Consider the following 19005-nt stretch of genomic DNA (forward strand, 5'->3'; position numbering starts at 1 on the left):
CCGTCAGGTAGCAATAAGGGAGGGGGGCTTTTAGTGGCAGCCGTCCGGGCCGCAGACTGCGCCCTCGGTGAGTTCATCTGCCTTGTCTTTGTCGGCTGACTGCGGAGGGCCGGCGAGCACCGTGAGCTTCTGGCCCTCAACCCATGCCGTCTCGAGGGCCTGGGTGAAGACGTCGGCCGACTGCGCCCCGGAGATGCCGTACTTGCGGTCGATGACGAAGAACGGGACGCCGTTGGCGCCGAGCGAGCGTGCCTCGCTGATATCGGACCGCACCTCCTCGGAGTACTCATCGGTTGCGAGGACGCGACGGACTTCGTCGGAATCGAGGCCGATCTCACGCCCCACCTCGGCGAGATAATCGATGTCACCGATGTCGCGCCCCTTCTCGAAGTGCCCCGACAGCAGCGCTTCCTTGGCCTGTGACATGAGCCCGTGAGTCTTGGCGAAGTGGAGGAAGCGATGGGCGGTGAAGCTGTTGGCCACGACGATCGAATCGAAGTCGTAGTTCAGACCGACTGCGGCGGCCTGCTGCGTGACATGGTCGAACATCTGCCGCACCTGAGCGGCGGGCATGCCCTTCATCTGGCTGAGGTATTCGGTCTCGGTGCCGTCAAAGTGATCGGGCAGGCTCGGGTCCAGCTGGAAGCTGCGCCACTGGACGTCGACATCGTCCTTATGGGCAAACGTACCGAGGGCATCCTCGAAGCGACGTTTTCCGATATAGCACCAGGGGCAGGCGATGTCCGACCAGATCTCAATCTTCATATCAATGCCAACCGGGCCCGACGCGCGGATATTCCGGTCCGATTCAGAACAGCGCCTGCTGCGCCGGGGCGGCGAACTGCTGGGCCGGTGCCGTCTGCAGGCTTGGCTGCCGCGGGGTTCGGTTCGATTCCCTGCGTCCGCGCATCCGGGAAGTCGCCGGATAGTCGTCATCGCTGCGGCCTCGCAATCCGAAGCGGTCGATGAGCGGGTTGATGCGCTCACCGAGCCACCGTCGATACTCCTTCGACGCGTAGGAGGACCGGGCATACATCGTGCGGTAGCGGGGGAGGAGCTCGGGGTGTTCGCGTTCGAGCCACTCGAAGAACCACTCGCGGGCGCCGGGGCGCAGGTGCAGCGCTCCGTAGACGACTCGTGCGGCACCCGCGTCCTTGATCGCTCGGAGTGCGGATTCGAGGTGGTCGCGGGAGTCGGTGAGCTTCGGCATGATCGGCATCATGAAGACGGTGACGTCGAACCCGAGCTCGGCGGCCGCGCGTACGGTGGCCAGTCGGGCCTTCGTCGTCGGCGTGCCGGGCTCGATGCTCTGCTGCAGGGCGTCGTCGTGGACGGCGATCGACGTGCTGATTTCCACCGGAGCGTCTTCGGCGACGCGGGCCAGCAGCGGCAGATCGCGGCGCAGCAGCGTGCCCTTGGTCAGAATCGACATCGGTGTCGACTGCTCGGCCAGGGCAGTGATGATTCCCGGCATCAGGCAGTAGCGGCCTTCGGCCCGCTGATAGGGGTCGGTGTTCGTGCCCAGGGCGACATGGTCACGCGCCCACTTCGGGCGTATCAGTTCGGCGGCGAGGACTTCGGCGACATTGACCTTGACGACGACCTGGCGATCGAAGTCGGTCCCGGAGTCGAGATCGAGGTAGCGGTGGGTGTTCCTTGCGAAGCAGTACACGCAGGCGTGCGAGCAGCCGCGGTAGGGGTTGACCGTCCAGGAAAACGGCATCGAACTGGACCGCGGGACGTTGTTGAGAGCGGACTTCGCCAGTACCTCGTGGAAGGTGATTCCTGAGAATTCCGGCGTCTGCACCGACCGGATCAGTCCCTTCGTTCCGAAGAGGACCGGGGAGCCCGAGTCGGTGTCGTCACTCGTTTCGTTCCACCGCATGACTTCATTCGAACATGAGTTCGAATCGGAGTCAAGGGTGGGGCGCCGTGATCAGCCAGGCTCAGGAGACGCGCAGACCCTTGAACTCGCTGCGGTGGAAGACCAGCGCCTCGGGTCCGTCGTCGTTGCGGGTGCCGAGGATCTCGAGCAGGGCCACGGTATGATCGCCGGCTGCGACCTCCTCGTAGAGCCGGGTCCAGAGGAATGCGGAGCTGCCGGGAATCGTCAGCCCGCCTCCGGCCGTGACCTCGGGGCTGACGCCGGTGAAGCGTCGACTGCGGTCCTTCGACGCCAGCTGCCGGGCCAGGTGCTCCTGGTCGGAGCCGAGGAGGGAGATCCCGAGCTCAGGTGCCCGGCGCAGGGTGGGCCAGGTGGTCGACGAGTTCTGGACCGCGACGCTGACCAACGGCGGGTCGAGGGAGACGCCGACGGTGAGCGTGGAGGCGACGAGGCCGAGGGGTGCCGCATCGACCTCGGCCCCGATGAAGGCAACGCCCTGAGGGAAGTGGGAGAAGGTCTCGCGGAGGGTCTCAGGTGTTGCGGGGGTCACCGGTGCCGGTGATTGTGTGGTGGGGTCTGCCAAGAGCGTCATTCCTTCACCTCTGTCTTCGTGTGGTCGTCGGAGTCTCGGGCGCCTGCTGATCTGTTGAGCAGACAAGGTCGACGAGGTCGTCTGCGAGTGCCTATGAAGTCGATCATTGCAAATCGGAACCGTTTCCATCGTGGCCAAGGTCATACGAAGACGACTTATGACCACATATGAAGCTGAGCGTCGGGACGTGACACTAAAGTGCAGGTGCCTGCGAGGTCCGGGCATAGATTGCTCAGCGAAACACGGACTCGCCTGGCAGCGAGCCGACCGAACCCCGCCGCAGAGGAGCATCACATGACGCAGACGTCGGTCACCGCACCGAGAACCCAGGACCCACCGCAGCGGCTCTTGTCGGGGAAGAAGCGGGTGCTGGCTTCGGCCTTCGCCGGAACGACGATCGAGTGGTACGACTTCTACCTCTACGGCACCGCCGCGGCCCTGATCTTCAATGTCCAGTTCTTCCCCAGCCACAGTGAGCTGGGCAGCAGTCTCGCCGCCTTCGCCAGCCTCGCCGTCGGCTTCTTCGCCCGACCACTGGGCGGCATCATCGCCGGCCATCTCGGCGACCGGGTGGGCAGAAAGGCTCTTCTCGTCGTCTCCCTGCTGTCCATGGGAATCGCGTCGACGCTCATCGGACTCGTCCCGAACTTCAGTGCGATCGGCTGGTGGGCAGCTGCTGCCCTCGTCGTCCTGCGCATCGTGCAGGGACTCTCGGCCGGAGCGGAATGGGGCGGCTCGGCACTGCTCTCGGTCGAACACGCACCGGCGAGCAAGCGCGGACTGTTCGGCTCCTTCACCCAGATCGGCTCGGCTGCGGGAATGCTCTTGGCCACCGGCGCCTTCTTCGCCGTCCAGAGCCTGCTCACCGACGAACAGTTCGAAGCCTTCGGCTGGCGCATCCCCTTCCTCGCCTCCGCTCTGCTCGTCGCGCTGGGACTCTGGGTCCGCCTCGGCGTCTCCGATGCTCCGGAATTCCAGGAGCTCAAAGCCTCCGGCGATGTCGCCAAGGCGCCGCTGCGCGACGTGCTGACCAAACACCCACGGGTCCTCCTCGCCACCATCGGACTCCGCCTGGCGCAGAACAGCGTCTTCTACCTCATCACCGTCTACATGCTCAGCTACCTGTCGGAGAACCGCGGCGACTCGACCTCGGGTGTCACGGCCGTCATGATCGCCTCGGCGATCGGACTGTTCACCGGGCCTCTCTGGGGGTGGGTCTCGGACAAGGTCGGTCGCAAACGCGTGACCATCGGCGGCATCATCGGCGTCGCCGTCTTCGGCTGGATCTTCTTCGCCTTCCTCGACTCGGGCCCCTTGGCATTCCTGCCCATCATCGTCATCCTCGGCATGAACCTCGCCCACGATGCGATCTACGGCCCGCAGGCCGCGTGGTTCGCCGAACAGTTCCCCATCGAGGTCCGCTACTCGGGCGTGAATATGGGCTACCAGCTGGGCACCGTCATCGGCGGCGGAATCATGCCGATGGTTGCAGCCCTGCTCTACGTCGCCGGAGGGCACTCGCCCTGGCTCATCTGCGGTTACCTCACCCTGCTGTGCGTCCTCTCGCTCATCGCCGCCATCGGCGCAAAGGACCCTGCCCGAGAGCTCGCACGCACCGCGGACTGAACGCACCCGCCGCTTCGTCGGCCCCACGCTCATCGCACCACCACGATTAGGAGACACCCATGACGAAACCGATCCTGCTCAACGCCTTCGACATGATGACCCCGGTCCATCAGTCGCCCGGACTGTGGCGCCACCCGGAATCACGGGTCGACGAGTTCACTCAGCTGTCCTTCTGGACCGACCTGGCCAAGACCCTCGAAGACGGAGGATTCTCCTCGCTCTTCCTCGCCGACATCCTCGGCGTCTACGACGTGTACGGCGGCAACGCCGACATCACGAACCGCGGGGGAGTGCAGTTCCCGCTGCTCGACCCCCTCGTCGCAGTCCCGGCCATGGCCGCGGCCACGAAGACGCTGGGATTCGGCGTGACCGCCTCGGTGACCTACGAGAAGCCCTACCTGCTCGCCCGCACCCTGACCACCCTCGACCACTTCACCAACGGTCGAGTCGCCTGGAACATCGTCACCAGCTATGTCGACTCCGCCGCCCGCAACCTCGGGCTCAAGGGCCAGATCCCGCACGATGAGCGCTACGACCGGGCCGACGAGTTCATGGAGGTCATGTACAAGCTGTTCGAGGGCTCGATCACCCCGGACGCGCTCAAAGCCGATGCCGACGCCAACGTATTCGTCGACCCGAATGAGGTGCGCGACATCGACCACGATGGCAAGTTCTTCACCGTTCCCGGTCAGGCGCTCGCCGTCCCCGGACCGCAGGGCACCCCACTGCTCTTCCAGGCCGGCGCATCCAAGCGCGGACAGGAATTCGCCCTCGACCACGCCGAGGCGATCTTCTTCTCCGGGCCGACACCGGAGATCCTGCGCAGCTGGGTCGACAAGGTCCGCGACGGACTCGAAGAGCGCGGACGCGCCCGCGACGCTGTGAAGATCTTCGCGCTGGCCACCGTCATCGTCGACGACACGGACGACGCCGCCGAGGCGCGACTTGCCGACTATCGTCGCTACGTCGACACCGAATCCGCACTCTCCCTGTTCGGCGGATGGACCGGCGTCGACCTGTCCGGGGCCTCACCCGATGACACCCTCGAATACGTGTCGACCGACGCCAACCAGTCCGCACTCGCCTCCTTCACCACCATGGCCGGGGACAAGCCGTGGACGATCCGGGACCTCGCGGAGTTCGTCGCCCTCGGCGGACGCGGGCCGGTCATCACCGGATCGCCGGAGACCATCGTCGACGAATTCCAGCGGTGGATGGATGAAGCAGATATCGACGGATTCAACATCGCCGCGGCCGTGCGCCCGGCCGATGCCGAACGCTTCACGAAGTACGTCTCGCCGGAGCTGCGCCGCCGCGGACTCCTGCCCGAACCGGTCGCCGGTGCCACCGTGCGCGAACAGCTCACCGGAGGCGGACCCCGTCTGGCCGAGGACCACACGGGTGCCAGGTACCGCCTCGGCGAGGGTGCTCGCGTGTGATCGAACACGAACTGACTCACCGGGAACGGCCGTGGACCATTCTGGTCTGCGGCCGTTCGTCGGTCCGGTGACCGAGGCCTCAGTCGGTGACGAAGTATGACAACGGGCGCCGGTGATCAGCCGCGGGAGTCGGATACTTATCGACTGTGACTTCGACAGATCCCGCCGCGAACGCGGCACAGACACCATCCTCCCGGAACGGACAGGCGGCGATGCAGGCTCCGCGCATCGTCTCCTCGGCGTCCGATATCCACTCGATCCTCGCCGAATTCGGCTCCCAGGGGACGAAGACGACGGCCGTGATCATTCTCGCTCTCGGCGGGATCTTCATGGATGCCTACGACTTCTCCTCCCTGGCCTTCGGCATCACCGCCATCCAGGAGCAATTCGGCCTGAACGGCTTCATGACCGGACTCGTCAACGCCGCGATCATGGTCGGAGCCGTCATCGGCGCACTCTTCGGCGGATACCTCGTCGATCGGTTCGGACGCTACAGGCTCTTCATGGCCGATATGGTCTTCTTCGTCGTCGCCGCCATCGGCTGTGCCGTGGCACCGAACGAATGGGTCCTCATCGCCTTCCGCTTCGTCATGGGCATCGGCGTCGGACTCGATCTGCCGGTGGCGATGGCGTTCCTCGCCGAATTCTCGAAGCTCAAAGGCAGAGGCAATCGCTCACAGCGGGTCAACGCCTGGTCGCCGGCCTGGTACTTCGCCACCGGCATGGGCTACGTCATCGTGCTCATCATCTTCATCACCCTGCCGTATGACCAGCATGCGATCCTGTGGCGCATCGTCGTCGGATTCGGTGCCGTCCCCGCCCTCATCGTCCTCCTCGTCCGCCGCCGCTACCTTGCCGAATCACCCGAATGGCTGGCCAACCAGGGCGACCTGCGAGGCGCCGTCGAAGTCATGCGCAGCCACCACAACCTCAACGTCGAACTCGCTCCCGCCGACGCCCGCGAGACCCCGAACGCTTCGTCCGCGCCGGTCAAGGGCGGACGGTGGGCCGGCTTCGCCGAACTCTTCTCCCCGCGCTACCGGGTGCGCACGATCGTCGCGCTCTGCGTCTCCGTGTTCTCGACCTTCGGCTACAACGCCGTCGCCTACGGCACCCCGCTCATCATCACCACGCTCTTCCACCAGACCCCGCTGATCACGATCATCGCCTCACTGGTCATCAACCTGGGCTTCGGAACGATCGGCGGCCTGTTGGGCATGAGCATCGTCAACCGCTTCGGCACCCGGAAGATCACCCTCATCGGATTCGTCATCCAGGCTCTGGCTCTGGGAACGCTGGCCCTGGTGGGCATCCCGAACGGGGCTCTCGTCCTCGTCGCCGTGGCCATGCTCGCGGCCTTCGTCTTCGCTCAGGCCGGCGGGCCGGGAGCGAACCTCATGAACTATGCGACCCTGTCCTATCCGACGCGGCTGCGCGGAATCGGCATCGGATTCAACCAGTCTGTCCTGCGCGCGTTCTCGATCGTCTCGCTCATCATGTTCCCGATCCTCGCGGCGTCCCTGGGCACCGGAGTGTTCTGGATCGTCGCCTGCGCACCGCTGGCCGGCGCGATCGCCGTCGGCATCGTCGCCTGGGACCCGACCGCCAAGGACGTCGAACACGAGAGCTGAGAGTCTCGCTGAGTGTTCTCGCCTCACCACTGTGTCTGTCGCCGACGACCGGCTGAAACGCCCAAGACCAGGGGAAACGGCCAAACAGAGCGTGAATGGTATGCCATTACACGAAGTGGCATATCGGCTGTGGTGCGATCGCGTCCCCGTCCAGGCGGTCGTGGCCGATCGGCGCGAATAGAGGGGCTAGGCGAAATCTCCCGGCGCGATTCATTGCCACCGGGATGTGAGCTGGGTTACTCTGAATTCGTCAGATCGCCGTGCCGCAGTGCTGTGTTTACTTTTTTGGTATCCCAGTTGGGCATTGATCGGATCCAAGGAGTGGACTGCATGAGGAAGACCGAGTCGGCGGAGGCACCCGTGCCCACCCGCCTGGGGCCCAGCCCCGATCAGCTGGCGGCTCACCGCATCAGTCCGCGCTTCTACAATGCGGACCTCGCCCCGTCCCGTAAGGAGGGGCGCAGCTGGACGGCCTACAGCGTCTTCACCCTGTGGGCCAACGATGTCCACTCCCTGGGCAACTACGGGTTCGCACTGGGACTCTTCGCTCTCGGCCTCGGAGCCTGGCAGATCCTCGTGGCGCTCCTCGTCGGTGCCGCTCTGCTGTTCTTCCTGCTCACCCTCTCCGGTTTCATGGGATACAAGACGGGAGTGCCCTATCCGGTGATGAGCCGGATCTCCTTCGGCATCCATGGGGCCCAACTGGCCGCCTCGGTGAGGGGCATCGTCGCCATCGCCTGGTTCTCATCTCCGCCGTCATCGGCTTCGTCATCCTGCCGTGGAACCTGTACGACTCCCCGGTGGTCATCGTCTACTTCCTCGGCGGACTCGGCGCCCTGCTCGGACCCCTGTTCGGCGTGATCATGGTCGACTACTGGGTGGTGCGCAAGACGAAGGTCAACGTGCCCCAGCTCTACACCGAGGCCGGCGACGGAGAGTACTTCTACCACCGCGGGGTCAACTGGAGAGCCATCGGAGCCTTCATCCCCGCCTCGGCGATCTCACTCGTCTTCGCTCTCGTGCCCGCCTTCTCCGGCATCTCCGAGTTCTCCTGGTTCTCCGGGGCCGCGATCGCCGCCCTCATCTACTTCGTCATCGCCCGCCGCGACTTCACATTCCGCGAGGTCGACGGTGAGGAGATCGCCGTCCCGACCCACCACTGATCGGAGCCGACCTATGAGAATCCTCGTCGTCAACGTCAACACGACCGAGTCGATGACCGAGGGCATCGCCCGCGCGGCACGGCAGGCCGCCTCGGCGGGAACCGAGATCATCGGTCTGACTCCCGACTTCGGCGCCGAATCCTGTGAAGGCAACGTCGAAAGCCATCTTGCAGCCCTCGGCGTCATGGATGCGGTTCTGAAATACCCCGGCGAGTTCGATGCCGTGATCCAAGCCGGGTACGGCGAGCACGGCCGCGAAGGCCTGCAGGAGCTGCTGGACGTGCCGGTCATCGACATCACCGAGGCGGGGGCGGCCCTGGCGATGTTCCTCGGGCGTCGCTTCTCGGTCGTCACCACGCTCGATCGGACCGTTCCGCTCATCGAGGACCGACTGCTGTTGGCCGGCTTCGACGCCCACTGCGTGTCCGTGCGGGCATCGGGGATGGCCGTGCTCGAGCTCGAGGAGAACCCGCAGGCCGCGATCGAGGCGATCGCCGATCAGGCCGCCGAGGCGGTCGACCGTGACCGTGCCGAAGTCATCGTGCTCGGCTGCGGGGGAATGGCGGAGCTCGGCGAGACGATCACGCAGCGCAGTGCCGTGCCCGTCGTCGACGGAGTCACGGCCGCTGTGCGCCTGGCCGAATCTCTCGTCGGACTGGGGCTGAGCACGTCGAAGGTGCGCACCTTTGCTCCTGCCCGGGAGAAGAAGCTCAGCGGCTGGCCGTTCGGTCAGTCGGCGCCGGCCGGGTCGGCCTGAGCTTCCTCGGGGCCGACTTCGGCCAACCGCTTCGAATGCTTGTCGTGCTGCTCCTGACTCGTTCCCAGGTGGCGGCCGGCCAGTGATCCGGCCAGCGCCTGATCCCGGCGGGCGATGGCGTCGAAGAGTTCGGCATGCTCGGTGGCGACGACCGCGAGGTCATCATGCTGACTCAGCTGCCACCGCATCCGCGAATCCAGCAGGGCACCGATCTCACCGAGGAGTTCATTGCCCGAGAGCTCGGTGACGATGGTATGGAACTCCGCGGCACAGCGATGGGCACCGGCGACGTCCCCGGCGTCGGCGAGCTCCCGGCCCTTGAGCATCGTGGCCTCCAACCGGGCCAGCCCCTCCCTTGTATGGCGCTGAGCGGCGAGTTCGAAGGAGAGGACGTCGAAGACCGTGCGCACCTCGTTGAGGTCGGCGATGTCGCTGGGGGAGAACTCCCTGACCGTCGACCAGGTGTTCGGACGGTTCGTCACCAGCCCTTCCGAGGCCAGCTTCTTCAGCGCCTCGCGGATGGGCACCCTGGAGACGCCGAGCTCGGTGGCGAGGTTGCGTTCGACCAGACGCGAACCCGGTCGACGATGGCCTTCGATGATCTCATTGCGCAACGCCTCGGTGACCCGAACGGTCTCCGACTGGGGACTCTCAGCAGATTTCATCCGGTCCCTCACCGTGAGCGCTTCATGGCGCGGCCCAGAGTATCGAGCCCGACCGAGCCGAGTCCCAATGCCCGAGTGTGGAAGTCCTTGAGATCGAAGTCGGATCCTGCCGCAGACTTCGCCTCGTCACGGTACTGCTCCCACAGCCGCTGGCCGATCTTGTAACTCGGCGCCTGTCCGGGCCAACCGAGGTAGCGGTCGAGTTCGAAGGCCAGGAACGACCGGTCCATGGCCACATTGTCCGTGAGGAACTGCCAGGCCTTCTCCCGGTTCCAGATTCCTCCGCCGAGGCTCTCAGGTGCCTGAAGACGCAAGTGGAAGCCGATGTCGAGGACCACGCGAGCGGCACGCAGCCGCTGCGAATCGAGCATGCCCAGATAATCGCCGGGGTCGTCGAGGAATCCGAGATCGGCCATGAGTTTCTCCGCGTACAGTGCCCACCCCTCACCGTGGCCGGACACCCAGCACATGAGGCGGCGCCAGCGGTTGAGTGTGTCGGAGACGTAGGTGGCCTGGCCGACTTGCAGATGGTGGCCGGGCACACCCTCGTGGTAGACGGTGGTCTTCTCCTGCCAGGTGGCGAATTCGGTGACGCCTTCGGGCACCGACCACCACATGCGGCCGGGGCGGGAGAAGTCGTCGGTCGGGCCCGTGTAGTAGATGCCGCCGGTGGCTGAGGGCGCGATCATGCACTCGATCGTGCGCACGGGTTCGGGAATATCGAAATGGGACTTGCCGAGTTCGCGGATGGCCTCATCGGCCACGTCCTGCATCCAGGTCCGCAGCGCCTCGGCGCCGTTCAGGGTCCGCTGCGGATCGTTGTTCAGCGCGTCCATAACCTCGAACAGATCGGCGCCGGGCATGATCGTCGCAGCCACCTCGCGCTGCTCGGCATCGATGCGCTCGAGTTCGCCGAGACCCCAGGCATAGGTTTCGTCGAAGTCCACCTGCGCACCGAGGAAGTCCCGGGAGTAGAGCGCATAGGCGTCGCGACCGCACGCTTCGTCCTCGCCGGCGGCAGGCAGCACCTCTTCGCCGAGGAAATCGGCCAGTCCCGCGGCGGACTTGCGGGCCGCCTCGGCGTGGGTGTCGAGATCCGAACGCAGAGCGTCGGGAACCTCGGCTCCGGCGACGAGACGATCGAAGTTGCTGCCGGGCTCGGCCAGGGCACGGGCCTGTTCGATGACCTTCTCGACCTGGATGCGGGCAGCGACGCGGCCGTTGTCGCGCGCCATCGCCAGGGATTCCTGGTAGCCGGCCAGCGAGCCGGGCACAGCGGCCAGAGTGGTCGAGATCGTCTCCCAATCGGCCGTGGTCTCCGTGGGCATGAGGTCGAAGGAGTCACGGACCTGCTGCAGCGGGGATTCGATGACATTGAGGCTGGCGTGCTTGATCCCGGCGGCGAAATAGTCCCGATCGACGCCGAGACGATCACGCATCGCGTCGATGGTCACGAGGTCGACATCGTCGAGGTCGGAGCCGGCCTCAACCTCATCGAGGCGGGCCAGGGTCCGGACGGTGACCTCGTTGACCGCGGAGAGCCCGGCCGGAGAGAAGTCGTCGAAGCCCTGCGCACCGTCGAGTCCGAGGTAGAGGGCGAGCGAGGGGGAGAGGGCGAGCATGTCATCGACGTAGTCTTCGGCGACCGCATCGACGGCGGAGGGGGTTCTCTTCTCAGTCATGATGACCACCCTATCGCGAGCTGAGTCACATCCGCGGTGGACCGGACCGCGCAATCGCGGGGAACCCGCTAATGTGTCACTGTTCCCCGCCGACAGCAGAAAGAGAGACCGAATTCCCGTGGCACGAGCGAAGCTGTGGACGAAGGACTTCATCGTCGGAATCGGGCTCAACCTGACGATGTCGATGGTCTTCTACCTGCTCATGACATCGATGGCCGGGTACGCGGTGGCACGGTTCTCCGCCGGTGAGGCCGCTGCCGGCTTCGCCTCCTCATCGTTCGTCGTCGGTGCCGTGATCGCTCGCGTGCTGACGGGCAAGTACCTCGACTTCATCGGTCGCCGCAAGCTGCTCATCATCACCATGGCGGTCTCCGTGCTCGCCTCACTGGCCTATATCTTCGCCGGCGACCTCACTCTGCTGCTGACGCTGCGCATCGTCCACGGAATCGCCTTCGGTGCCGGGAACACGGCGATCATGACGGCGATCCAGAGCATCATCCCCGCCTCTCGCCGAGGCGAGGGCACCGGATACTTCGGCACGGCGACGACCCTGTCGACGGCGCTCGGACCGTACCTGGGGGTCATCCTGCCCCGTGAGTTCGACTTCGTCATGCTCTTCGTCGCCTCGGCGTTCATGTCCGTCCTCGCCCTCATCTGCTGTCTCCTCATTCGGCTTCCGGTGCAGGAGATCAGCGACTACCAGCGGCGGACGAAATGGCATCTCAAGCTCGGCACCCTCGTCGACCGGGACGGACTGCGGATCGGCTCGGTCATGCTTCTGGCGGGCACCGCCTACGCCGCGGCGCTGGTGTTCCTCGCCGGATATGCGGCCGAACACGGCGTCGCCTCGGCCGCGTCCCTGTTCTTCGTGGCCTTCGCCGTGGCGTCGCTGTTCGCCCGCCTGTTCGTCGGCCGGCTGCAGGACACGCTCGGAGACAATGCGGTGATCTTCCCCGTCTTCATCGCCGATATCGCCGGCAACGTCCTGCTGGCGCTGTGGCCGACGATGACGGGCATCGTCCTGGCCGGAGTGCTCATCGGTCTCGGCTTCGGCTCCCTGATGCCATGCATGCAGGCCATCACCGTCAAATCCGTGCCGATGAACCGCGTCCCCGTCGCCACCGCGTCGTTCTTCCTGCTCCTCGACGCGGGGTCCGGCATCGGCCCCGTCGTCCTCGGCTTCCTCTACCCGTTCACCGGTGGAAACGGCATGTTCCTGGTCTGCGCCGGACTCGTCGTGGTCGCCATCGGCGTGTACGTGTGGGTGCACGGACGTCGCCGAGGCGGTCGCCCCGGCCGCGAATACCTCACCTGACACCCCTTATTGCTACCTGACGGCGGCTCAGCAACCTCGCGCCAGGTTGCTGAGCCGCCGTCAGGTAGCAACGGGGAGGGGTGGTCGCGATAGGCTTGAGTCCCCAAAGTCTGCCGCCCCGGGAGGATGAGGATGAAGTTCGCGCTCGCTCAGATCAACACCACCACCGAGGTGGCCGACAACCTCGAGAAGGTCCGTTCCCATGCCCGTCAGGCGGCTGCGACGGGAGCCCGGTTCGTCGTCTTCCCAGAAGCGACGATGTCGGCCTTCGGATCCGGACTGCGCGCCATCGCCGAGGAGCACACCGAGTCGTGGAGACAGGTGCTGAGTGAGCTCGCCGTCGAGACCGGGATCACCGTCGTCGTCGGCGAATTCGCGGCCACGGAAGACAAGGTCATCAACCTGCTCGCCGTCTATTACCCTGACGGCCGGCGCAGCGACTATGCGAAGATCCACCTCTACGATGCCTTCGGCTTCAAGGAATCCGACACCGTCGCGGCGGGGGAGGAGCCGGTGCTCTTCACCGTCGACGGCGAGGACATCGGCCTGGCGCTGTGCTACGACATCCGCTTCCCGAAGCTCTTCGCCGAACTCAGCCGTCGCGGCGCACGCCTGACCGTCGTCGCCGCCTCCTGGGGTGCAGGACCGCGCAAGGCCGAACAGTGGGAGATCCTCGCCCGGGCCCGGGCCCTGGATTCGAACATGTTCATCGCCGCACTCGGCCAAGCCGACCCCGAAGTCACCGGGGTCCCGGTGCCGAAGAAAGGGCCGACCGGAGTCGGCCACAGTCTGGTCTCCGACCCCCTGGGTAAGGTGCTCAACTCACTCGACGGCGCCGAACGGCTCGAGATCGTCGACGTCGATCTCAGTGCGGCCGACACCGCGGCAGAGACGGTTCCGGTGCTCACGAACGCCAGACTCGGGTACTGACTGCGAATCGTGCGGCCGACGCATTTCCGGTGAAAATGCGCCGACTGCAATACTGTTCTCATGAGTTCTGGTTCAGAGGTCCAAGCGTCGCCGCCGGTCGAGGGTCTGCGCGAACGCAAGAAGCGCGAGCGCGGGCAGGCACTGCGCCGTGCAGCCATCGACCTCGCCCTGGAGAAGGGCTACCACAACGTCACCGTCGAAGACATCTGTGAGCGCTGCGGAGTCTCGCGGCGAACGTTCTTCAACTACTACTCATCGAAGGAAGAAGCGCTGCTCGGTCGTGCGGACACCGTCTTCGACGAAGAGGACCAACCGGCCATCGAGGAGTTCGAGGCCGGGGGACCCCATGGTCGCCTCGTCGCCGACCTCGAACATCTGCTCGCGTTCATCGTCGCCACCCGGATGGAAAAGCGCGACGACATGCATCAGTACCATCTCATGCTCAAACAGGACCCGTCGCTGATTCCGCTGCAGATGTCGCGGATGGGCAACAACGAACGGCTCTTCCGACAGATCATCCAACGCCGGCTCGACGGGACCTCCTCGGCGCCGGTGGATGTCATGGGGGCTCAAACCGGTGACGGCGTCGACGACGATATCGAAGTCTCTCCGCGAGCCGAGGCCGTCGCCGCCTTGGCGATGATGGCGCTCAAGGCGACGTTCACCCGGATGCGGCGGGTCGACGGCGATCCGGGCCCCGTGATCGACAGACTCTTCGACGAACTGCGCTCACTCTTCCGCGAAGAAGCCGATTAGGGAGGCAGCCGACTGGAACTGAGGCCGTCGGTCGCCGCTGCCACTTGCGGCGACAGTCGGCACGCGAGTCCGACCCCGGTACGGGAGTCCGACGGTGGTCGGCGGCGGGGCTTCAGCGGCCCAGGTGCTGGTCCCAGGTCTGGGGGAGACGCCTGCGCACATTGCGGCGCGGTGCCCGGAAACCGGCCCGATCGCCTTTGCGGGTCTCGGACTCGGCCTCCGCGCTGGCCTGCTGAGCGGCGTAGGCGATCGCCACCTGACGGATCGCGACGACCGCGGCCACAGCCGCCGCACTGGCCATCTCGTCACTGATCGGTTCGCCGTCATCGGCGCGCACCTGTGACCGTCCTTCCACCGAGGGCAGCCGCAGCGCCTCGTCCGAGGTCGAGGCCGCCTCGGCGACGGAATCCTCACCGGGCACGGTCACCGAGGAGTCGACTTCGCCGGGCAGGTTCGCCTCGGCGCCGGTCTGCAGATCATCGCTCATAGGGGGATGTTACCGTGCTTGCGCGCGGGAGCGTCGACGTGCTTGTTCTTCAGCGCACGCAGGGAACGGACGATCCGGCTGCGGGTCTCGCTCGGCCTGATGACGGCGTCGATATAGCCCTCCTCGGCGGCCAGATACGGGTTGAGCAGCGCATCCTCGTAGTCCTGAATGAGTTCGGCACGTGCCGCTTCGACATCCTCACCGGCCTCTTCGACGGCCTTGAGCTTGCGTCGGTAGACGATGTTCGCCGCACCCTGAGCACCCATGACCGCGATCTGCGCGCTCGGCCAGGCGAGGTTGATATCGGCACCGAGCTGCTTCGACCCCATCACGCAGTACGCACCCCCGTAGGCCTTGCGGGTGATGAGGGTGACGAGCGGAACCGTGGCCTCGCCATAGGCGTAGATGAGCTTCGCACCGCGGCGGATGATGCCGCCGTACTCCTGATCGGTGCCGGGCAGGAATCCGGGCACATCGACGAAGGTGAGGATCGGCAGATTGAAGGCATCGCAGAGGCGCACGAAGCGGGCGGCCTTCTCCGAGGCATCGATGTCGAGGGTGCCGGCCAGCTGCATGGGCTGGTTGGCGATGATGCCGACGCTGACGCCCTCGACGCGGCCGAAGCCGGTGACGACGTTCGGGGCGAAGAGCTCCGAGACCTGCAGGAATTCGCCGTCGTCGAGGATCGTGGTGACGACGTCGAGGATGTCGTAGGGCTGCGAGGGCGAATCCGGCATGAGCGTATCCAGCGCCTCGTCCTCGGGTGTCAGCGACAGGTCGGAGACAAACTCGTCGGAATCGGCCGGATCGAGGTTGTTCTGCGGCAGGAACGAGAGCAGATCGCGGACATAGTTGAGCGCGTCATCCTCATCGGAGGCCAGGTAGTGGGCGTTTCCGGACACGGTGTTGTTCGTCCGTCCGCCGCCGAGCTCCTCATGGCCGACCGATTCGCCGGTCACGGTTTTGATGACGTCGGGACCGGTGATGTACATGTGGCTGATCTGGTCGACCATGATCGTGACATCGGTCAGTGCGGGGGAGTACACGGCTCCGCCGGCGGAGGGACCCATGATCAGCGAGATCTGCGGGATCACACCCGAGGAAGCGACGTTGAGGCGGAAGATCTCGGCGAAGAGCGCAATCGACCCGACGCCTTCCTGGATCCGGGCGCCGCCGGAGTCGTTGATGCCGATGATCGGGCAGCCGAGCTTGAGTGCGAGCTTTTGGACCTTGACGATCTTGCGTCCGTTCGCCTCGGCCAGCGACCCGCCGAGGACGGTGAAGTCGTGGGCGAAGACCGCGACGGTCTTGCCTTCGATCGTGCCCAGACCACAGACGACTCCGTCACCGTCGGGGCGGTTGTCCTGCATCCCGAACTGGTGATTGTGGTGGCGGGCGAATTCGTCGATCTCCTGGAAGGAGTCGGCATCGAGGAGATCCGCAATGCGTTCACGGGCGGTCTGCTTGCCGCGCTTGTGCTGATTGTCCACCGAGCGCTGATTGCCCGTGTGGGCGGCTTCCCTGCGCTGGGTGAAAGCGTCGATGCGCTCGGCTGTGGTCCGTGGAGTATCCGTCATGTCTCCACAATAACGATGACGTGAGACTTCATTGTGCACTCTCACCAAAAGAATCTAGAGTGGACTGGTGAACAGCCAACACACTTCTCTTCTCGTCGACGTCGACTCAGTGCGCCGCACCGCTGCGGATCGTGGTCTCTCGCTCCCACCGCTGATCTGGGACGATACCTGCGCTTCGACGAATGACGAACTTGCGCGAGTGGTTCGGGAAGCAGCCGGCACGAAGTCGCCGGCGGCCGAGTTCACCATCCGCGGCACAGATTTTCAGAACGCCGGACACGGCCGTCTGGGCCGGACCTGGACGGTGCCCGCCCGCCGGTCCCTGACATGGTCGATACTCCTCACTCCACCGGCCGAATTCTCCCAGTGGGGATGGATCCCGCTCATCGCCGGTGAGGCCGTGCACTCCGCCGTCACCGAGGCGGGGGTGCCCGCCGCGATCAAATGGCCCAATGACGTGCTCACCGCCGACGGCAGGAAGCTGTGCGGAATCCTCGCACGTGTCGAACCCCTGGCCGGCGGTGCCCAGATCGTCTTGGGCATGGGGCTGAATACCCGTTCGGAGCCGGCGGATCTGCCGCGGGAGGACGCGAGCTCTCTGGCGATCGAAACCGGAGTCGACGGTTCAGAAATTGATCATGAAGCGTTGCTAGTCTCAATTCTGAGCACATTGATCCCCTGCTACAGAGAGCTGATCGACTTTGGAGATGAGGATTTCCGCGACAGCCGCACAGCGCGGAGAGTGCGTGATCATATGGTGACGCTCGGTTCGAAGGTCCGCGTGGAGAAGCCCGACGGCTCCGACATCATCGGCATCGCCACGGGGCTGGACTCCGGTGCCGACCTCATCATCGACGATCGTGTGTGCTTAAGCGCCGGAGACGTCCATCATCTGCGTCCCGCAGCGTCCCCGACAGCTCCGGGAAGGAGCGATCGCTGATGGCGGTTTCGGACTTCACCGCCGGTTTCGACATCGTCGAACCCGACCAGCTGGGCAGCGCTGAGGTCGCCGACGGCGAAGGCGCCTCCACGGACGGCCAGCTGTCTGACGATGCGGCACAGCCGGAGCGCGAATCCCCAGCCCGCACCGAGGCGGACGACCGATCCGCGGATGCCCTCACCGGCGAGGACGACGAGTCGAGCGCGGACGCCCTGTTGGACGACGTCGCCGACGACGAACCTGTCGGCGGTCTGACAGGCTCCGCTCCGCAGGCGGGTGAGGTCGGGGCTGAGCTCGCCGACGAGGTCACGGCCGATCCGGACCCGGCGTCCGCCGGTGCGGCTCCCGCCGACACGGGTTCCGCCGACGCGGAACCCGGCATCGACGTCGATGAGGATTTCTTCAGCGGACTGCGTGAGGATCCGCGCACCACAGCGCTGCCGATCATCGACGACCCCGACGATGCAGTCGATGATGACGGTCCCGATTTCGACGACACGATCTATGAGACCAGGACCGCGGCCGAACGGCTCGAAGAGATCCTGCTCGACGGCAAGCGCGTGCTCGACCGACGGGAGGCCGCGAAACTCGGTGGGATCTCCACGGTCTCGGCCCGGAAGATGTGGCGGGCACTCGGCATGTCCCAGGCGAAGCCGACGGACAAGGCCTACACCGTCAGCGATGCGCATGCCCTGCGGATCTGGGCCAAACCCGTCGCCGACGGTCTCATCGACCAGACCACCGCACTGTCCCTGGCCCGGGCCATCGGACAGACGACGGACCGCCTCGTCGTCTGGCAGATGGAGACCCTCGTCGAGTTCCTCACCGAGGAGAAGGGGCTGACCGACCCGGAAGCGAGACGGGACGCCCTAGCGGTCGTCGAGGAGATGATCGACCCGCTGCAGAAGATGCTCACCTACTCCTGGCGGCGCAATCTCGCCGACGTCATGGGCCGTCTCAACGTCAATGTCTCCGACGGACTGGCCATGGACAACAGACAGGGCTGGTATGACTCGTCGATGCCGTTGGCTCGCGCCGTCGGATTCATCGACCTCGTCTCCTTCACCCGTCTGTCGCAGAAGATGGAGCCGCGCCAGTTGGCGGACATGGTCCAGGAGTTCCAGGGCATGGCCTACAACATCGTCGCCACCGGCGGCGGACGGGTCATCAAGACCGTCGGCGATGAAGTGTTCTTCGCCGCGTCGACCCCGCTGGCCGGCGCCGAGATCGCCATGACGCTGATGGAACGTGTCACCGCCGCCGAGGATCTGCCGCAGGCCCGCGTCGGCTTCGTCTGGGGCAGGGTGCTCTCCCGCCTCGGCGATATCTTCGGATCCAGCGTCAACCTCGCCGCGCGTCTGACGGCCGTGGCCGATCCCGGGACGATCTTCACCGACGAGGAGACCGCACGGGTGCTCTCGGCCTCGGACGACTACGTCTTCGAATCGCGGGATTCGATTTCGCTGCACGGACTCGGTGAGACCGCCATCGGTGAGATGAAGCGCGGCACCGCAGCTCAGATGCGCCTCGACCTCGACGACGAACCCGAGAGCTGAGAGA

At 65.5% G+C, this 19005-nt stretch carries 16 protein-coding genes and 1 pseudogene; 10 read left to right on the forward strand and 7 right to left on the reverse strand.

Going from position 1 to position 19005, the window contains the following annotated elements; genetic code table 11:
* Positions 1-30 precede the first annotated feature (30 nt).
* The 3 genes from CXR29_RS06205 to CXR29_RS06215 form a co-directional block, all read right to left on the reverse strand.
* Positions 31-765, reverse strand: a complete 735-nt coding sequence (locus CXR29_RS06205; RefSeq protein WP_101555151.1) for a DsbA family oxidoreductase — start codon at positions 763-765, stop codon at positions 31-33.
* 43 nt (positions 766-808) lie between these two features.
* Positions 809-1885, reverse strand: coding sequence for an Rv2578c family radical SAM protein (locus tag CXR29_RS06210; RefSeq protein ID WP_127364154.1), 1077 nt, complete (start codon positions 1883-1885; stop codon positions 809-811).
* A 61-nt stretch (positions 1886-1946) separates the two neighbouring features.
* Positions 1947-2477 carry a flavin reductase family protein gene (locus CXR29_RS06215; protein ID WP_083532606.1) on the reverse strand — a complete coding sequence of 177 codons (531 nt, stop codon included), beginning with the start codon at positions 2475-2477 and terminating at the stop codon, positions 1947-1949.
* A gap of 294 nt (positions 2478-2771) precedes the next feature.
* Here CXR29_RS06215 and CXR29_RS06220 point away from each other — a divergent pair, with 294 nt between their 5' ends.
* The 5 genes and pseudogenes from CXR29_RS06220 (at position 2772) to CXR29_RS06240 (ending at position 9093) form a co-directional block, all read left to right on the forward strand.
* Positions 2772-4103 carry an MFS transporter gene (locus tag CXR29_RS06220; protein WP_127364155.1) on the forward strand — a complete coding sequence of 444 codons (1332 nt, stop codon included), beginning with the start codon at positions 2772-2774 and terminating at the stop codon, positions 4101-4103.
* Between the two features lie 59 nt (positions 4104-4162).
* Positions 4163-5542 (forward strand): LLM class flavin-dependent oxidoreductase, encoded by a 1380-nt coding sequence (locus CXR29_RS06225; protein ID WP_127364156.1) that lies wholly within the window; start codon positions 4163-4165, stop codon positions 5540-5542.
* 146 nt (positions 5543-5688) lie between these two features.
* Complete coding sequence (locus CXR29_RS06230) at positions 5689-7173, forward strand: MFS transporter (protein ID WP_241241618.1); 1485 nt, start codon at positions 5689-5691, stop codon at positions 7171-7173.
* A 330-nt stretch (positions 7174-7503) separates the two neighbouring features.
* Positions 7504-8336 (forward strand): annotated as a pseudogene (locus tag CXR29_RS06235) (cytosine permease).
* Positions 8337-8349: 13 nt separating this feature from the next.
* Positions 8350-9093: an aspartate/glutamate racemase family protein gene (locus CXR29_RS06240; protein WP_127364157.1), complete on the forward strand. Its 744-nt coding sequence runs from the start codon at positions 8350-8352 to the stop codon at positions 9091-9093.
* Here CXR29_RS06240 and CXR29_RS06245 read toward each other — a convergent pair.
* Positions 9066-9758 (reverse strand): GntR family transcriptional regulator, encoded by a 693-nt coding sequence (locus tag CXR29_RS06245; RefSeq protein ID WP_127364158.1) that lies wholly within the window; start codon positions 9756-9758, stop codon positions 9066-9068. The genes CXR29_RS06240 and CXR29_RS06245 overlap by 28 nt on opposite strands.
* A gap of 8 nt (positions 9759-9766) precedes the next feature.
* Positions 9767-11440 carry a DUF885 domain-containing protein gene (locus CXR29_RS06250; protein WP_127364159.1) on the reverse strand — a complete coding sequence of 558 codons (1674 nt, stop codon included), beginning with the start codon at positions 11438-11440 and terminating at the stop codon, positions 9767-9769.
* Between the two features lie 118 nt (positions 11441-11558).
* On the opposite strand from CXR29_RS06250, the gene CXR29_RS06255 reads away from it, so the two are divergent.
* From CXR29_RS06255 to CXR29_RS06265, 3 genes are all read left to right on the forward strand, one after another.
* Positions 11559-12755, forward strand: a complete 1197-nt coding sequence (locus CXR29_RS06255) for an MFS transporter (RefSeq protein WP_101555156.1) — start codon at positions 11559-11561, stop codon at positions 12753-12755.
* 132 nt (positions 12756-12887) lie between these two features.
* Entirely contained in the window at positions 12888-13685 is a 798-nt protein-coding gene (locus CXR29_RS06260) for a carbon-nitrogen hydrolase family protein (protein ID WP_127364160.1), read from the forward strand.
* 60 nt (positions 13686-13745) lie between these two features.
* Positions 13746-14441 carry a TetR/AcrR family transcriptional regulator gene (locus CXR29_RS06265; protein ID WP_101594837.1) on the forward strand — a complete coding sequence of 232 codons (696 nt, stop codon included), beginning with the start codon at positions 13746-13748 and terminating at the stop codon, positions 14439-14441.
* A gap of 112 nt (positions 14442-14553) precedes the next feature.
* On the opposite strand, the gene CXR29_RS06270 is transcribed toward CXR29_RS06265, so the two are convergent.
* Together CXR29_RS06270 and CXR29_RS06275 are read right to left on the reverse strand one after the other, a co-directional pair.
* Complete coding sequence (locus CXR29_RS06270) at positions 14554-14928, reverse strand: hypothetical protein (RefSeq protein WP_240812094.1); 375 nt, start codon at positions 14926-14928, stop codon at positions 14554-14556.
* The gene (locus tag CXR29_RS06275; protein ID WP_101555159.1) at positions 14925-16505 is read right to left on the reverse strand and encodes an acyl-CoA carboxylase subunit beta; all 1581 of its coding nucleotides are present in this window, start codon (positions 16503-16505) and stop codon (positions 14925-14927) included. Before CXR29_RS06275 ends, CXR29_RS06270 begins: the two co-directional genes overlap by 4 nt.
* Positions 16506-16572: 67 nt before the next feature.
* Here CXR29_RS06275 and CXR29_RS06280 point away from each other — a divergent pair, with 67 nt between their 5' ends.
* Positions 16573-17445, forward strand: a complete 873-nt coding sequence (locus CXR29_RS06280; protein ID WP_101555160.1) for a biotin--[acetyl-CoA-carboxylase] ligase — start codon at positions 16573-16575, stop codon at positions 17443-17445.
* Entirely contained in the window at positions 17445-19001 is a 1557-nt protein-coding gene (locus tag CXR29_RS06285) for an adenylate/guanylate cyclase domain-containing protein (RefSeq protein ID WP_241241619.1), read from the forward strand. Before CXR29_RS06280 ends, CXR29_RS06285 begins: the two co-directional genes overlap by 1 nt.
* The last annotated feature ends 4 nt before the right edge of the window (positions 19002-19005 follow it).

The sequence above is a fragment of the Brevibacterium linens genome (genome assembly GCF_003999335.1).
GTDB lineage: Bacteria > Actinomycetota > Actinomycetes > Actinomycetales > Brevibacteriaceae > Brevibacterium > Brevibacterium linens.

What these genes read in the sequence shown, in the direction of transcription:
- CXR29_RS06240 (WP_127364157.1), top strand. Translation starts at nt 8,350, where the DNA reads ATGAGAATCCTCGTCGTCAACGTCAACACGACCGAGTCGATGACCGAG.
- CXR29_RS06245 (WP_127364158.1), bottom strand. Translation starts at nt 9,758, where the DNA reads ATGAAATCTGCTGAGAGTCCCCAGTCGGAGACCGTTCGGGTCACCGAG.
- CXR29_RS06220 (WP_127364155.1), top strand. Translation starts at nt 2,772, where the DNA reads ATGACGCAGACGTCGGTCACCGCACCGAGAACCCAGGACCCACCGCAG.
- CXR29_RS06210 (WP_127364154.1), bottom strand. Translation starts at nt 1,885, where the DNA reads ATGCGGTGGAACGAAACGAGTGACGACACCGACTCGGGCTCCCCGGTC.
- CXR29_RS06225 (WP_127364156.1), top strand. Translation starts at nt 4,163, where the DNA reads ATGACGAAACCGATCCTGCTCAACGCCTTCGACATGATGACCCCGGTC.
- CXR29_RS06215 (WP_083532606.1), bottom strand. Translation starts at nt 2,477, where the DNA reads ATGACGCTCTTGGCAGACCCCACCACACAATCACCGGCACCGGTGACC.
- CXR29_RS06270 (WP_240812094.1), bottom strand. Translation starts at nt 14,928, where the DNA reads ATGAGCGATGATCTGCAGACCGGCGCCGAGGCGAACCTGCCCGGCGAA.
- CXR29_RS06285 (WP_241241619.1), top strand. Translation starts at nt 17,445, where the DNA reads ATGGCGGTTTCGGACTTCACCGCCGGTTTCGACATCGTCGAACCCGAC.
- CXR29_RS06205 (WP_101555151.1), bottom strand. Translation starts at nt 765, where the DNA reads ATGAAGATTGAGATCTGGTCGGACATCGCCTGCCCCTGGTGCTATATC.
- CXR29_RS06260 (WP_127364160.1), top strand. Translation starts at nt 12,888, where the DNA reads ATGAAGTTCGCGCTCGCTCAGATCAACACCACCACCGAGGTGGCCGAC.
- CXR29_RS06275 (WP_101555159.1), bottom strand. Translation starts at nt 16,505, where the DNA reads ATGACGGATACTCCACGGACCACAGCCGAGCGCATCGACGCTTTCACC.
- CXR29_RS06250 (WP_127364159.1), bottom strand. Translation starts at nt 11,440, where the DNA reads ATGACTGAGAAGAGAACCCCCTCCGCCGTCGATGCGGTCGCCGAAGAC.
- CXR29_RS06265 (WP_101594837.1), top strand. Translation starts at nt 13,746, where the DNA reads ATGAGTTCTGGTTCAGAGGTCCAAGCGTCGCCGCCGGTCGAGGGTCTG.